General features: G+C 70.0%; 10 protein-coding genes. 8 read left to right on the top strand and 2 right to left on the bottom strand.

What is annotated here, in order from left to right:
- Positions 1-185 precede the first annotated feature (185 nt).
- Positions 186-620, top strand: a complete 435-nt coding sequence (locus QN206_11370; protein MDR7615405.1) for a hypothetical protein — start codon at positions 186-188, stop codon at positions 618-620.
- A 4-nt stretch (positions 621-624) separates the two neighbouring features.
- Here QN206_11370 and QN206_11365 read toward each other — a convergent pair whose 3' ends face one another.
- A complete protein-coding gene (locus QN206_11365) occupies positions 625-1,242 on the bottom strand; it encodes a hypothetical protein (GenBank protein ID MDR7615404.1) in 618 nt (205 codons plus the stop codon).
- A gap of 48 nt (positions 1,243-1,290) precedes the next feature.
- Positions 1,291-2,238: a TerC family protein gene (locus QN206_11360; protein ID MDR7615403.1), complete on the bottom strand. Its 948-nt coding sequence runs from the start codon at positions 2,236-2,238 to the stop codon at positions 1,291-1,293.
- Between the two features lie 252 nt (positions 2,239-2,490).
- On the opposite strand from QN206_11360, the gene glmU reads away from it, so the two are divergent.
- The 7 genes from glmU (at position 2,491) to QN206_11325 (ending at position 13,660) form a co-directional block, all read left to right on the top strand.
- The gene (gene glmU / locus QN206_11355) at positions 2,491-3,858 is read left to right on the top strand and encodes a bifunctional UDP-N-acetylglucosamine diphosphorylase/glucosamine-1-phosphate N-acetyltransferase GlmU (protein ID MDR7615402.1); all 1,368 of its coding nucleotides are present in this window, start codon (positions 2,491-2,493) and stop codon (positions 3,856-3,858) included.
- Complete coding sequence (locus tag QN206_11350; protein ID MDR7615401.1) at positions 3,855-4,826, top strand: ribose-phosphate pyrophosphokinase; 972 nt, start codon at positions 3,855-3,857, stop codon at positions 4,824-4,826. The genes glmU and QN206_11350 overlap by 4 nt, the downstream gene beginning before the upstream one ends.
- Before the next feature lie 8 nt (positions 4,827-4,834).
- Positions 4,835-5,956 carry an MraY family glycosyltransferase gene (locus tag QN206_11345; GenBank protein MDR7615400.1) on the top strand — a complete coding sequence of 374 codons (1,122 nt, stop codon included), beginning with the start codon at positions 4,835-4,837 and terminating at the stop codon, positions 5,954-5,956.
- A gap of 3 nt (positions 5,957-5,959) precedes the next feature.
- Entirely contained in the window at positions 5,960-7,144 is a 1,185-nt protein-coding gene (gene wecB / locus QN206_11340; GenBank protein ID MDR7615399.1) for a UDP-N-acetylglucosamine 2-epimerase (non-hydrolyzing), read from the top strand.
- A gap of 14 nt (positions 7,145-7,158) precedes the next feature.
- Complete coding sequence (locus QN206_11335) at positions 7,159-7,467, top strand: biotin/lipoyl-containing protein (GenBank protein ID MDR7615398.1); 309 nt, start codon at positions 7,159-7,161, stop codon at positions 7,465-7,467.
- An 87-nt stretch (positions 7,468-7,554) separates the two neighbouring features.
- Complete coding sequence (locus tag QN206_11330; protein MDR7615397.1) at positions 7,555-9,318, top strand: hypothetical protein; 1,764 nt, start codon at positions 7,555-7,557, stop codon at positions 9,316-9,318.
- Between the two features lie 22 nt (positions 9,319-9,340).
- A complete protein-coding gene (locus QN206_11325; protein MDR7615396.1) occupies positions 9,341-13,660 on the top strand; it encodes a translocation/assembly module TamB domain-containing protein in 4,320 nt (1,439 codons plus the stop codon).
- Positions 13,661-13,668 lie beyond the last annotated feature (8 nt).

Below are 13,668 nucleotides of genomic sequence, written 5' to 3'. Positions count from 1 at the left end.
TTCACCGCCTGGATGATCCGTTCCTCGTTCGGGATCCGGAGCAGGACCGGGGAGGCATCTACCGCGTGCGGTGGCGGAGGCCGCCTGGACGGACCTCGCTGGCCGTTGTACCCTGGTCTCGCTGTCCGCGCGGTTGGGAGGAGGCCGGCCGGGCGGGTCGAAGTCCTCCATGAGGGAGAGGGAGCATGCCGCCGAAGCTGGAGGCTCAGGACAAGCGGTATCTCGCGGGGATCATCCATCAGACCTGGCGGGCCTGCCAGGGGTTCGTGACCCTGGTGATGGAACGGGGGCCGGAGGACGCGTACTTCGTACTGGACGAACTGAACGAGTGGGCCACGCAGCAGCGCCGGCGGCTTTCCGGGGACGGGGCCCGCCGTCCTACGGGGATGAGCCTGCAGGGCCTTCGGATCGGACGGGAGCTGCTGGACGACATCAGCGCCTTCTGCAGCGCCATCGGCGACATGCTGGCCCGCCTGCAATACGGTCCCCTGAGCCCGGAAGAGGTGGAGGAGGAGTGCCTGGAGATCATCGACGGGTTCGTGGCATGGACCAACCGCATGGCCACGCAGCTGGGAATCCAGCGCAACCTCCGGCCGCAGGCCATCTGGTACGAGCGGTAAGCGTTCAGTGAGTCCCCTGCACGGCCTGTACGGGCTGAGTGGCCTGCTGGATCTGTTCTTCTGCCTCGTCGAGGAACTTGCGACACACTTGGCGGATGGACACAGGCCCGTCGTGGGCCACGCGCCGCACCAGCCACGCGAGGTGATCGTACAGGTGCCAGGCCTCATCGTCCCGCAGCCGCTTCTCCCCCAATGCCAGCTGCAGGAATCCCCGGACCGCGGACATCACCGCCGCCGCGTACTCCGCGGCCTCCACGGTGTAGCGCTGGCCCCGTTCTGGAACCTCCACCACGATGGCCCCACCCCGGTGGTAGATGCCGAGGTCGTGGTATCCGCAGCAGTCCATGCCGCACTCCGCCACGAAGAGGGGGGCCGCGTAGGGGTCTTCGGGGTCCAGGACGGGATGATGGTCCGCCAGGAGGGTGAGGAGGAGACCCTGAGTGGCCTCGAAGAGGGAGTAGGTCCCGTAGGAGGCGTCGTGGGAGGGGATCCCCTGGGACCGCGCGCACTCCCCGAGCAGCAGGACGGGCTGCCCCCCGATCTCCAGGGAGAAAAGGCAGGGTAGGGCCCCTAGGTCCTCTCCCGTGTCCACGATCTCCAGGGTGATGGCGATCCGGCTCACATTCCCATCTTACCGCGCCTCACAACCCCGCGGAACCATGGGCTTCGACTACTCCGGAGAGGAGGCCGGGGGCTCCGGCGCTTCCGGCGCCGGGATCAGACGGGAGGCGAGCACGCTGCCGGCCAGGATGGTGGCCACCACGCCCAGGGAGACCCCGATGGGGATCTTGTAGAGATCCGCGATGAGCATCTTCACGCCGATGAACATGAGGACCACGGAGAGCCCGTACTTCAGGTACCGGAACATCTCCATGATCCCGGCCAGGGCGAAGAAGAGCGCCCGCAGGCCCAGGATGGCGAAGATGTTGGAGGTGTAGGCGATGAACAGGTCGTGGGTGATGGCCAGCACCGCGGGAATGGAGTCGATGGCGAACATCAGATCGGTACTCTCCACCACCGCCACCACGAGGAAGAGGGGGGTGGCCCACACCCTCCCGTCCCGCCGTTCGAAGAACCGGCCCCGGCCGTAGTCCTCCGTCACGGGGAAGTACCGCCGCACCAGGTGCAGGACCCGGTTCCGGGAGGGGTCCACGGGCTCGTCGTCCCGGTGTCGGAGGAGCTTCCAGCCGGTGTAGACCAGCAGGGCCCCGAAGAAGTACAGGATCCAGTGGAAGAGGTGCACCAGGGTCACGCCCGCGACGATGAGGGTGGCCCGCATCACCACCGCGCCCAGCACCCCCCACAGAAGCACCCGGGGCTGGAGGTGGCCGGGCACCCCGAAATATGTGAAGATAACGAGGAAGACGAAGAGGTTGTCCACGCTCAGGGCTTTCTCCACGAGGTAGGCGGTGAGCCATTCCATCCCCCGCTGGGGTCCTTCCAGAACCCAAACGCCCGCGTTGAAGAAGAGGGCGGCCACGATCCACACCACGCTCCATGCCACCGCCTCCCGCAGGGAGAGCTTGTGGGGGGTGCGCTGGAACACCCCCAGGTCCACGGCCAGCATTCCCGCCACCACCACGTGGAACACGACCCACAGGATCGTCTCGATGTTCATCTCCCCGCTCCGCCTGCCGGATAGAGGGCGCAAAACAAAAGACCTCCGGCAGCAACGCCGGAGGTCTCACCGTGCAGCCGCACCACAGGCCCGACCGGGCGACCACCTCGGCCGCCGTCCTGACGATCGGACCACGCCGGCTTCGGCACCACGCCGTAAGCCGCCGCCGGTTACTCCCCTCAGCCCCGCGCCCGGCGAGGCCACCAAAACCTTACCGGCCGGATCTCCGGCGGTCAATACGGAAGGTTGGACATGAGTGTGGCGGCGGTGGTCCTGGCCGCGGGGAAGGGCAAGCGCATGCGCTCCCGGCTCCCCAAGGTCCTCCACCCGCTCTGCGGCCGCCCCATGGTCCTCTATGTCCTCGAAGCCCTGCGGCCCGTGGTGCAAGGCCCCCTCGTGGTGGTGGTGGGCGAGGGCGCGGAGCTTGTGCGGGCGGCGCTCCCGGAGGAAGTGTCCGTGGCGGTTCAGGCCCATCCCCTCGGCACGGGACATGCGGTGGCCTGCGCCCTGCCCCACCTGGAGGGGTTCGAGGGCCCCGTGATCGTGGTCTACGGGGACACCCCCCTCGTACGCACGGAGGTCTTCCGGCTGCTCCTGGAACGACACCGGGCGGAGGGCAACGCGGCCACCCTGGTGAGCACCCTGCTTCCGGACCCCAGGGGCTACGGCCGGGTGATCCGGAGTTCGGATGGTGCCTTTGACCGGATCGTGGAGGAGGCGGATGCGGCACCGGAGGAGCGGGCCGTCCAGGAGGTGAATACGGGGGTCGGGTGCTTCGAGGCGAGGGGGTTACGGGAGGTCTTGCCCCACCTCCGTGCGGACAACGCCCAGGGGGAGTATTATCTCACCGACGCCTTCCGGCTTCTTCGGGAGGGAGGAAGCCGGGTGGGGATCCTGCGGGTGGAAGGGGGGGAGGAGGTTATGGGCATCAATACGAGGAAGGAGCTCGCCCAGGCGGAGGCGGCGCTGCGCCGGAGGGTCCTTGAGGAACTGATGGCGTCCGGGGTCACGGTCATAGACCCCGCCACCACCTACGTGGACCCCCGGGCCCGGATCGGCCCGGACACCGTGATCCACCCGTTCACCGTGATCGAGGGGGAGACCGTGATAGGACAGGGGTGCACCCTCGGTCCGGGAGCGCACCTCATCTCCGCCCGCCTGGGAGACGGGGTCCGGGTGTGGTGGTCCGTGGTGGAGCACAGCGAGATCGGGGAGGGCTCCCGGGTCGGTCCGTACGCGCACCTGCGGCCCGGGTGTGTGCTGGGCCGGGGCGTGGAAGTGGGGAACTTCGCGGAGCTGAAGAACGCGCGGATCGGGGATCGCACGAAGGTCCACCATGTCTCCTATCTGGGGGATGCCCAGGTCGGGCGGGAGGTGAACATCGGGGCAGGGACGGTGACCTGCAATCTGCGGTATGGTGTAGCTGGAAAGCAGCAGACGGTGATCGAGGACGGCGCCTTCATCGGAAGCGATACCATGCTCCAGGCCCCGGTGCGGGTGGGTGCGGGGGCGGTGACGGGAGCCGGGACGGTGGTGACCCACGACCTCCCGCCGGGCGCGGTGGCGGTGGGTGTTCCCGCGCGGGTGATCCGTACCGTGAAACCGAAGTCGGAAAGATGAGGCAGGACCCCCCCAAGCTCTTCGCCGGTACCGCGAACGTGGCCCTGGCCCGCAGGGTGGCCGCGCACCTCGACGTGCCGCTCGCGGAGATGGTGGTCTCCCGCTTTCCGGACGGGGAGGTCCGGGTGCGGATCGACGAGAGCGTGCGGGGGCGGGACTGCTTCCTCCTCCAGCCCACCTGCCCACCCGTGAACGAGAACCTGGTGGAGGCCCTGGTAATTCTGGACGCCCTGCGGCGGGCCTCCGCCCGTCGCATCACGGCGGTGATCCCTTACTTCGGGTACGCCCGCCAGGACCGGAAGCTGGGCCCCCGGGAACCCATCTCCGCGAAGCTGGTGGCGAACCTCCTTGTGCGGGCGGGCGCGGACCACATCCTCTGCGTGGATCTTCACGCGGGGCAGGTGGGGGGCTTTTTCGACATCCCCCTCGACCACCTCACCGCCCGCAACCTCTTCGCGGACTACTTCCTCCGCAAGGGCCTAGCCAACGTGGTGGTGGTCTCCCCCGACATCGGGGGCCTCAAGCGGGCCCGGGACTTCGCCCGGGCCATCGGGGCTCCCGTGGCGGTCTGCGATAAGCGCCGGGAACAGCCCAACCAGGTGAGCGAGATCGTACACGTGATCGGGAAGGTGTACCGGCGCACCGCCATCCTGGTCGACGACATCGTGGACACCGCGGGAACCCTCGTGGCCGCCGCGGAGGCGTTGGTCCGTCGCGGGGTGGCGGAGATCTATGCCTGCTGCACCCACCCCGTGCTCTCGGATCCCGCGGTGGATCGCATCCAGGCGAGTCCCATCCGGGAGCTGGTGGTCACGGACTCCATCCCCATCCCGCCCCACAAGCGCATCGAGAAGATCCGGGTGATCTCCATCGCCCGCCTGGTGGCGGAAGCCATCCTGAGCATCCACGAGAACACCTCCGTGAGCGAGCTGTTGGAGGAGCCGCAGCCCGCGGAGGTGATCCTTTAGGAGGGAGCATGTTCATCCCGCCGTACGTGGTGAGCGCCGTGGTCGCTTGGTTCGTCACCTACTGGACCACGCCCACCGCCCGCTGGATCGCCCGCCGCACGGGAGCCGTGGATTACCCGGGCGGCCGGCGCATCAACCGCAGGCCCCTCCCGCGCCTGGGCGGGGTCGCCCTCTTCTGCGGGATCTTCCTCTCCGCGCTCCTCACCCTGCCCCTTCCGGGCCCCATCGCCCTGGTGCGGGAGCCGAAGCATTTCGTGCTGGCGATCCCCTATGGCCCCGTGGACGGGCGGCTGTTGGGCGTGGTCCTGGGGGCCGTGGCGATCACCGCCCTGGGGGTGGTGGACGACCTCCGGCAGCTTCCGGGCCGCACCAAGTTCCCCCTGATCTATCTCGCGGCCGCCATCCCTGTGCTCTTCGGCGTCACCACCCCCTTCCTCACCAACCCGCTCACCGGGAAGCTGGTGCCCCTCGGGGTGCTGGGCCAGCTGTTCACCGTGGCCTGGGTGGGGTCCGCGGCCATCGCCATGAACTCCATCGACGGGGTGGATGGGCTCGCGGCAGGGATCGCGGCCATCGTGGCGGCCACCTTCTTCGCCGCGGCCACGGCCCTGCGGAGCGGGCCGGGGATCCCGGTGCTGTGCGCCGCGGTGGTCGGAAGCTGCGTGGGCTTTCTGCGCTACAACTTCAACCCCGCCCGGGTGATCATGGGCGACGGGGGAGCCCTGCTGCTGGGCTACCTCCTGGGCGCCATCTCCGTGGTGGGGATGTTCAAGACTCTCACCGTGATCAGCCTGGCGGTCCCGCTCGTGGCCATGGGGATTCCCATTCTCGACACCGCCTTGGCCATAGTGCGACGGGTGCGCAAGGGGGTACCGGTGTTCCAGCCAGATCGGGAACACCTCCATCACCGGCTTCTGGACCGGGGACTCTCGCAGCGCCAGACGGTGTTCCTGCTGTACGGGCTTTCCGCGCTCCTCGCCGTCCTCGCCTTGTGGATCGCGGGGAGCGTGCGGCCCGAGATCTCCGTCCTGCTGGCCCTCGTTTTGGGGGGTAGCCTCTGGGTCTCTGCCTGGCGGCTGGGACTCCTGCACCGCACGCCGACCCGCGGATCCGAGGTCTCCCGAACCTAGCGGATGCGGCCGATTCCTCTCCTCGTGGTGGTGGGCACCCGACCGGATGCGGTGAAGATGGCGCCCGTGGTCCTCGAGCTGCGGGCAGATCCCGCCTTCGCCCCCGTCCTGGTGGCCACCGCCCAGCACCGGGAGATGCTGGACCAGGTTCTGCGACTCTTTCACCTCACCCCGGACGTGGACCTCAACGTGATGCGGCCCCGTCAGACCCTCACGGAGGTCACCGCCCGTACCCTGGAGGGTCTGGACGCGTGCATCCGCCGGGTGCGGCCCGAGATGGTGCTGGTGCAGGGGGATGCGGCCCCCAGCTTCTGCGGGGCCCTCGCGGCCTTCTACCACCGGGTGCCCGTCGCCCACGTGGAGGCGGGGTTGCGCACCCGCAACAAGTACCACCCCTTCCCCGAGGAGATGTACCGTCGCATGGCCGGGGTTCTGGCGGACCTCCACTTCGCCCCCACGCCCATCGCCCGCCAGAACCTGCTCCGGGAGGGGGTGGAGGCCCATCGCATCCACGTGACGGGCAACACGGTGATCGATGCCCTCCGGTGGATCACCACGCGGGACCCCTCCCCCGATCCCGGGCTGCCCGTGCGCCCGGATGCCCGCATGATCCTGGTCACCGCCCACCGCCGGGAGAACTGGGGGGAGCCCCTCCGGCGCATCTGTGCGGCGGTACGCGTCCTCGTGGAGCGGTTTGAGGACGTGGAGGTGGTCTTCCCCGTGCACCGGAATCCCGTGGTCCGGGAGGTGGCGTTCCGCGAGCTCCGGGATCTGGCTCGGGTGCACCTCCTGGATCCTCCGGACTACGGCCCCTTCGTGGCCCTGGAGCGCCGGGCCTACCTCATCCTCACGGACTCGGGAGGGGTGCAGGAGGAGGCTCCCACCTTCGGCACCCCCGTCCTCGTGCTCCGGGAGACCACGGAGCGGCCGGAGGGGATCGAGGCGGGAGTTGCGAAGTTGGTGGGAACGGATCCGGACCGCATCGTGGAGGAGGCGAGCCGGCTGCTTCGGGACCCCGAGGCTCACGCCCGGATGGCGAATGCCACCAATCCCTACGGGGACGGCCGGGCCGCGGTGCGCATCCGCCAGATCCTGCGGGTGCACTTCGGGCTTTCGGACCGCCTTCCGGAGCCCTTCGACCCCGCCTCCCCGCTCGCGGGGGAACCGGCGACCCGGGAGGTCCGTTGACGGAGGAGAGGGCCATGCGGCGCGCGGCGGTTTTGGCGTTGATTTTGGGGATCCCGGGCTGGGCCCGGCTGACGGACGCGGCTTCCCTCCCCTCCCCGGATCCGGACCTCGTACGGGCCACCATCGGCGGCGTGGTGGTGGAAGTCGTCTCCGCGGGAGAGCGGGTGAGGGAGGGGGATCCGCTGGTCTACGTCCGCACCAGCACCAAGCCCCGGGAGGTGGCGGCGCGCGCTCCCCGGGACGGGGTGGTGGCAGAGGTCCTGGTACGCGCAGGACAGCGGATCCAGATCGGCGATCCCGTGGTGCGCCTCGCGCCGCGGTGACCTCCGCACCGAGAGGCCCGTGATGGCATGGAGCCACCGCGGAGGAGCGCTCCGGGGGCATCTTGAGGGAGCTGGAGGGTCGATCGGATGAAGAGATGCGGGTGGGTGCTGGTGGCCGTGATCCTCGCCCTCCCTGGCACCCTTGCCGCGGGGCAGGAGGAGTTCATGCGGCTTGCGGAGATCCGGCCCGGGATGCGGGGGGTGGGCCGGACGGTGATCCGGGGCACGCGGGTGGAGGAGTTCCCCTTCGAGGTCCTGGGGACCACGGACGGACCTTCGGGGCGCCTCGTGCTCTTCCGGGCTTACGGGCCCGTGATCGAGCAGGCGGGCGGGGTGGCGGCGGGGATGAGCGGAAGCCCCATGTACATCGGGGGCCGGCTCGCGGGCGCGCTTTCCTACAGCTACGTGTTCGCGGGACCGGACAAGAACCTGGGGCTATTCACGCCCATCGAGCGGATGCTGGAAATCCTGGAGGCAGGGCGGCGTTCCGAGGGCCGTCCCGGCCTTGCACGGTTGGATCGGCCGCTGCAGCTAGAAGCCCGCATCGTGGATCGGGTCCTCATCGCCCGGGATGTGGCCTCCGGCCGGGCGGCTTCCGCCCGTACGGGGATCCCCGCCTTCGCACCCGTGGCAACCCCCCTCGTGGCCTCCGGGCTCGGCGAGCGGGCCTTCCGCCTCCTGCGGGCCTCCCTCCGCAGCCTTCCCGTGGTCCCCGTCCAGGGCTACGGAGGGATCGGCCGGTTCCCGGAAGCGCCCCTCGTTCCCGGGAGCGCGGTGGGCGTGGCCTTGGCCCGGGGAGACGTGAACTTCGTCACCTTTGGGACCCTCACGTACCGGCGCGGCCCGCAATTCCTCGCCTTCGGCCACCAGATGCTGGGCTCGGGGGAGAGCGCGTACCTGCTCACCACCGCCTACATCCACACGGTGGTGCGAGGCCTGGAGATGTCCTTCAAGGAAGGGGATCTCGGGAGCGCGGTCGGCACGGTGACGCAGGATCGCGCGGCCGGCATCGGTGGGGAGCTGGGACGCCTCCCCCGGGTGTTCAACGTGGTGGTCCGGGTGGTGGATCAGGATGGAGGTCGCAGCGTCAGGCTGGGAACCCACATGGTCCGCCGCCGGGACCTCGCCCAGGCCTTCATCCCCACGGTGGTGCTCTCCGGCATCGAGCGGGCGTGGGACGCCTCCGGAGGAGGGACCGCAGAGGTGCGGATCACGGCCCGGGCGCAGGGGCTCCCGAGGCTTCTGGAGCGCACGAACCGGGTCTACAGCGCCCGGGATGTGGCCGCCGCCGCGGTGCTGGACGTGGTGGAGGCGGTCCGCATCCTGTTCCACAACGAGTTCGCTCCCCTGGAGCCCGTAGACCTCTCCGTGGAGGTGGTGCTTACCCGCCGGCCCCGCATCGCCTCCGTGGTGGAGGTACAGGCGGAGAGCCGGACGGTTCCGCAGGGCGGAAGGCTCCGGGTGCGGATCCGCCTGCGGCCCTTCCAGGAGGAGGAGCGCACCCGGGTGGTGGAGATCCAGGTCCCCGAGAACTTCCCAAAGGGCCCGGCCCTCCTGGTGGCCGGCAGCGCCGGCAGCTCCCGGGAGACCGTGGATCCCACAAGCCTTCTGCTGAGCAGGACCGCGGGAGAACCGCAGCCCACGCGGTTCGACAGCCTAGATCAGGAACTGGAGTTCTTCGAGCGCTTCGGGCGCAACACGGACGTGCTCCTCCAGCTGATCCCCGCGGGGATCCCGCCCTCCGACGATCCCGCCAAGCGCTTCATCTACTTCGATGCGTTCGCGGGAGAGATCCTGCCCACGGACTGGGTGGTGCGGGGCGAGGTGGTGATCCCCATCGTGGTGGAGTGAGGGACCTCCCACGCGGGCGTTCATGCGACGCCTCCTGCTCGGGATCGGGTTCCTTCTCGGTGCGGGGTTCCTCGGTCTGGTCGGGAGCGGGGTCTACCTGGTGCGCAGCGGCGCCTTGGAGGAAGCGGTCCGGGACGCCGCGGAGCGTGCCCTGGCTCAAGCGCTCCGGCGGGAGGTGAGGATCCGCTCCCTCCGGGGGATTCCCTGGCACGGGGTGGTGGCAGAGAAGGTCCGGGTGGCCCGCGGTCGGAGCTTGCGGGAAGGCGTCTTCCTGGAGATCCCCCGCGTCACCGTGGAGTTCGATCCGCACGCCCTCCTCCAGGACCTCCTGTGGGGTCCCCGGAGGGTTCTGCCCGCGGTGCGCCGGGTCGTCCTGACACGGCCTTTCCTCCTGCTGGAGCGGGATCAGAGGGGTCGGTGGAACCTCGAGGACCTGTTCCTCCGGGCGCCTCCCGCGGGCCCGGCGCAACCGGCCTTCACCGGAACCGTAGCCATCCGAGGGGGACGGGTGCACCTCCTCGACACCTCCCGGCGTCCTGCCTTCCGGGCCTCCCTGGAGGATCTGTCCGGAGAATTCCTCCTGCAGGACTTCCCCCTGGTGCGGCTCTCCCTCCGCGGGCGGGCCCTTGCCCGGCAGCCCGCGTCCGTGGAGACAAGGGGTTGGATCCGCGGGGATGCGGGCGCCCTGGACCTGGAAGTGCGGGCGGAGGAGGTCCCCGCGCGCCCGTGGGGAGCCTATCTCGTGCCCCATCCCAGGGTGCGGTGGGAGGGAGGGTACGTCTCCGGTTCCGTGCGGCTGTACAGGGGCGGAGGTGGCCGCACGGACTGGAGTGGGAGCCTCCGGCTCCGGGCGCTGAGCCTTTCCTTCCTCCCCGAGGGCATCCGGATCGTCGCGGACGGTCCCGTCCGGCTCACCACCTCCAGGCTGGAGCTCCAGGGGCTCCGGGTGGGGGTCGGTGGGGGGGTGGCCACCGTGCGGGGCGAGGCGTCGTTGGCAGGCGGGGGCTTCCTGGATTTGGACGTCCTCGCCAGGGAGTTGGATACCCGCCTCCTGCGGCGCCTATTGCCGACCCCGTTGCCCGTCCGGGGCCGGCTCGGTGGTCGGGTGCGCCTAGTAGGCCCCCCAGAGGCCCTGCGCCTCACCGGGCATTTCCGGTCCCCTTCCCTCGTGGTGGCGGAGCAGTCCCTGCAAGCCGTGGAATCCCGCTTCGCCTACGACTCCGGGCTCGTGGCGCTCTCGGATCTCCGCGTCTCCCTCTCCGGCGGGGTCGTGCGGGGAGATTTTCTCCTGGACCCCTCGGGTCCGCGCTTCGTGCTGGCGGCTTCCCTCCGGGACGTTCCCGCGGAGGTGGTCCGGACCCTGGGCCTGGAGGCCCCCATCCGGTTCCGCGCCACGGGCATCCTCCTCGCCATGGGGGGGCCGGAGGGCGTGTGGGTCCAGGGGGCGCTGCGCACGGGACCTGGGGAGGCGTTCGGCGTCCCCTTCCGCGGGCTTGACGCGGCCTTCGCCTACGGAGAGGGAAGGCTGAGGCTGGGAGCGGCCACGGCTGACCTCGGGGAGGCGTGGCTTGGGGTGCAGGGGACCGTGTCCACCGCGGGGACCCTGGACCTCTTCGCGGTGACCAGGAACGTCCCCCTCTCCCGCGTGGGGACCCTGTTGGGCCTGAAGGTCCCCGTAGAGGGGAGGTTGGACTTCGCAGGCCGGATCGGGGGTACGGTGGTGGATCCCCGGGGAGAGGGGCGGGTGCGGGTGGAGGGGGGGAAGATGGGACCCATCCGCTTCCAGGAAGGCGTGGCAGGGCTCGTGTTCACGCGTCGGACGCTCCAGCTGCGCGGGGTCTCGGTGCGGGACGGGGAGGACGTTTACCGCATGGAGGGGGAAGTCGGTTTGGGAGGAGAGGGGCGCCTCGATCTCCTCGTGCGGACGGAAGGGGCCGAGGTAGGCCGGCTCGGTCGGTTCCTGGAGCTCCCGGTTCCGGTAACGGGTGAGGTCTCGGGTGTGGTGCGGGTCTGGGGGACCACCCGGCATCCCAGGGTAGAGGGCGTCCTCCGCCTCCGAGACGCTGCCGTGGCCGGGGAGCGGGTGCGGGCTGCCCGGGCGCATGTCCGGTGGGAGGCGGCCCGGCTGGCGATCGAGGACCTACAGGCGGAGACGGATCGGGGAGATCTGCGCCTCGCCGGACAGGTGGGACCGGAGCAGGTGGAGCTGGACTTCTCGTTGCACGGGCTCCGGCTGGAGGAAGTGGGGGCGCTCCGCGTGCCGTCCATCCAGGTGCAGGGAAGCGTGGATCTCGTGGGAACCGTCCGGGGGACGCCGCGGCAGCCCGTGGTGTCCGCGGAGGTTCGCTCCCGGGATCTGGCCCTCAACGGCTTGCGGTTCGGTACCGCGGGGGGGGTGGTCTCGTGGCGACCGGGCGTACTCGCCCTGGGGCCCCTGGAGATGGCCCGGGGCTCCGAACGGTATACCCTGGAGGGGACGGTTCGCCTCGAAGAGATCCCCACGCTCGACCTCCAGCTCCGGACGGAGTCCGGACGGCTCGGGACGCTCCTGCGCCTCAGCCGTAGCCCTCTTTCCGCCGACGGCGATCTCACCGGCCGGCTCACGCTCCGGGGCCCCATGGAGGACCTCACCGCGACCTTGGCCCTCGCCCTCGTGGACGGCCACCTTGGCGGATATCCCATCCGGAGGGCCGCGGGGGAACTCCAACTGCAGGGTCGCGCGGTAACCGTCCGATCCCTGGAACTCGAAGCCAGACAGGGTGTCATCCGGGCTCAGGGGACGTTCAACCTCACGGGCGAGACGGACATCGAGCTCAGCGGGGAAGGGATCGAGCTGGAGGCCCTCCGAGCGCTTACGGGAATCCGTACCCCACTCCTCGGCACCCTGGACTTCACCCTGCAGCTGTCAGGGACCCGGCAGGAACCAGTGGCCGGGCTCTCCCTGGAGGCCCGAGAGGTGGGAATTGCGGGGGTGCAGGTGGATCGGGTCCTGGGGCAGGCCTATTACCGGGAGGGGGAGCTCGTACTGGAGCAGGTGCTGGCGGAGAAAAGCGGATACCGGGCCCGAGCCGCGGGACGGCTTCCCCTGCGGTCCGGCTCGCTCCGGGTGGACCCTTCCCGGCCCCTTTCCCTCGAGGCGAGCACGGACCGGGTTGATCTGGGCATTTTGCATCTCTGGTTCCCGCACCTGGTGGAGGCGGCCTCCGGAGTCCTCACCGCGCACCTCCGAGTCTCGGGAACCCCGGATTCCCCCCGTTGGGAGGGGGAGGCAGGGGTTGCGGATGGCAGGGTGCAGTTCCGAGCCTTCCGTCCTGCCCTGGAAGGGGTCTCGGGGAGGATCCGGTTCGATGGGCAGGTCGCCCGGCTGGAGGACCTGCACGGCCGGCTAGGGGAGGGAGTGGTTGAGGCAAGCGGGGAGCTCGCCTTCCAGGCCCTCCGCCCCGACCAGGTCCATCTCTCCCTTACGGCTTCTCAGGCACGGATGCAGACCCCGGTCTACCGGGGACTTGTGGATGCGCGGCTGCTGCTGGAGGGCCCCGTACAACAGCCCCGGCTCGGCGGCCGCGTGACCCTGCGGGCCGGAGAGGTGATCCTCCCCATGGCGGAGGGCGGGGGTGTCCCCGGGAGGACCGGTTTTGTCCCCCTGCGGTTGGATCTGGAGCTCGTGGCCGGGGAGGGACTCTTCGCGGTGGCAGGACCGGTGCGCCTCGCGGTCTCGGGCCGGCTGCACCTCGCGGGCAGTCCCGCCCGGCCGGAGCTGGAGGGTACGGTGACGGGAAGGGACGGGGAGTTCACCGCCCTGGGCCGTACCTTCCGAGTGGAGTCCGCCTCCGCCCAGTTTCAGCGCTTCCGGGGGACCACGCCCTTTGTCTCCGCCCGCGCCCGGACGGAGGTCCAAGGCGTCACGGTGTTCGCCAACCTCGAGGGCCCGCCGGGAGACCTGCAGGTCCAGCTGACCAGCGATCCCCCCCTTCCTCCTGAACGGCTCGGGGCCCTCCTGGCCGGGGAAGTTGGCCTTCCGTCCGCGGTTCGGGGGGACGTGGAGGAACTGCTTCGGCAGCAGTTGAGCCGCTTGGTGCTGGGCGAGTTCGCGGCCCGGGTGCGACGGGCTCTGGGATTGGAGGAGCTGCGCATCGAGTACGACTCCGAGCGCCCCCTGCGGTTGCGGGTGGGGGGACTTCTCCTGCAGAACCTCTACCTGGCCCTCACCACCACCTTCACGGATCCCCTGCAGTTCATCTGGTCCCTGGAGTACCGGTTCAGTCCCAATCTGGCCCTCACCCTGACTTACGATACCCGGAACATCTGGCTCGTGTTCCTCCGGAGCCGATTCGTGTGGTAGGTTCGGAA

The sequence above is a fragment of the Armatimonadota bacterium genome, from assembly GCA_031460175.1.
GTDB lineage: Bacteria > Sysuimicrobiota > Sysuimicrobiia > Sysuimicrobiales > Sysuimicrobiaceae > Sysuimicrobium > Sysuimicrobium tengchongense.
Note: the sequence above shows the minus strand (reverse complement) of the source record. Positions and strands in the feature narration are given on the sequence as shown.

What these genes read in the sequence shown, in the direction of transcription:
- QN206_11345 (MDR7615400.1), top strand. Translation starts at nt 4,835, where the DNA reads ATGTTCATCCCGCCGTACGTGGTGAGCGCCGTGGTCGCTTGGTTCGTC.
- QN206_11360 (MDR7615403.1), bottom strand. Translation starts at nt 2,238, where the DNA reads ATGAACATCGAGACGATCCTGTGGGTCGTGTTCCACGTGGTGGTGGCG.
- QN206_11350 (MDR7615401.1), top strand. Translation starts at nt 3,855, where the DNA reads ATGAGGCAGGACCCCCCCAAGCTCTTCGCCGGTACCGCGAACGTGGCC.
- QN206_11335 (MDR7615398.1), top strand. Translation starts at nt 7,159, where the DNA reads ATGCGGCGCGCGGCGGTTTTGGCGTTGATTTTGGGGATCCCGGGCTGG.
- QN206_11330 (MDR7615397.1), top strand. Translation starts at nt 7,555, where the DNA reads ATGAAGAGATGCGGGTGGGTGCTGGTGGCCGTGATCCTCGCCCTCCCT.
- QN206_11370 (MDR7615405.1), top strand. Translation starts at nt 186, where the DNA reads ATGCCGCCGAAGCTGGAGGCTCAGGACAAGCGGTATCTCGCGGGGATC.
- QN206_11325 (MDR7615396.1), top strand. Translation starts at nt 9,341, where the DNA reads ATGCGACGCCTCCTGCTCGGGATCGGGTTCCTTCTCGGTGCGGGGTTC.
- wecB (MDR7615399.1), top strand. Translation starts at nt 5,960, where the DNA reads ATGCGGCCGATTCCTCTCCTCGTGGTGGTGGGCACCCGACCGGATGCG.
- glmU (MDR7615402.1), top strand. Translation starts at nt 2,491, where the DNA reads ATGAGTGTGGCGGCGGTGGTCCTGGCCGCGGGGAAGGGCAAGCGCATG.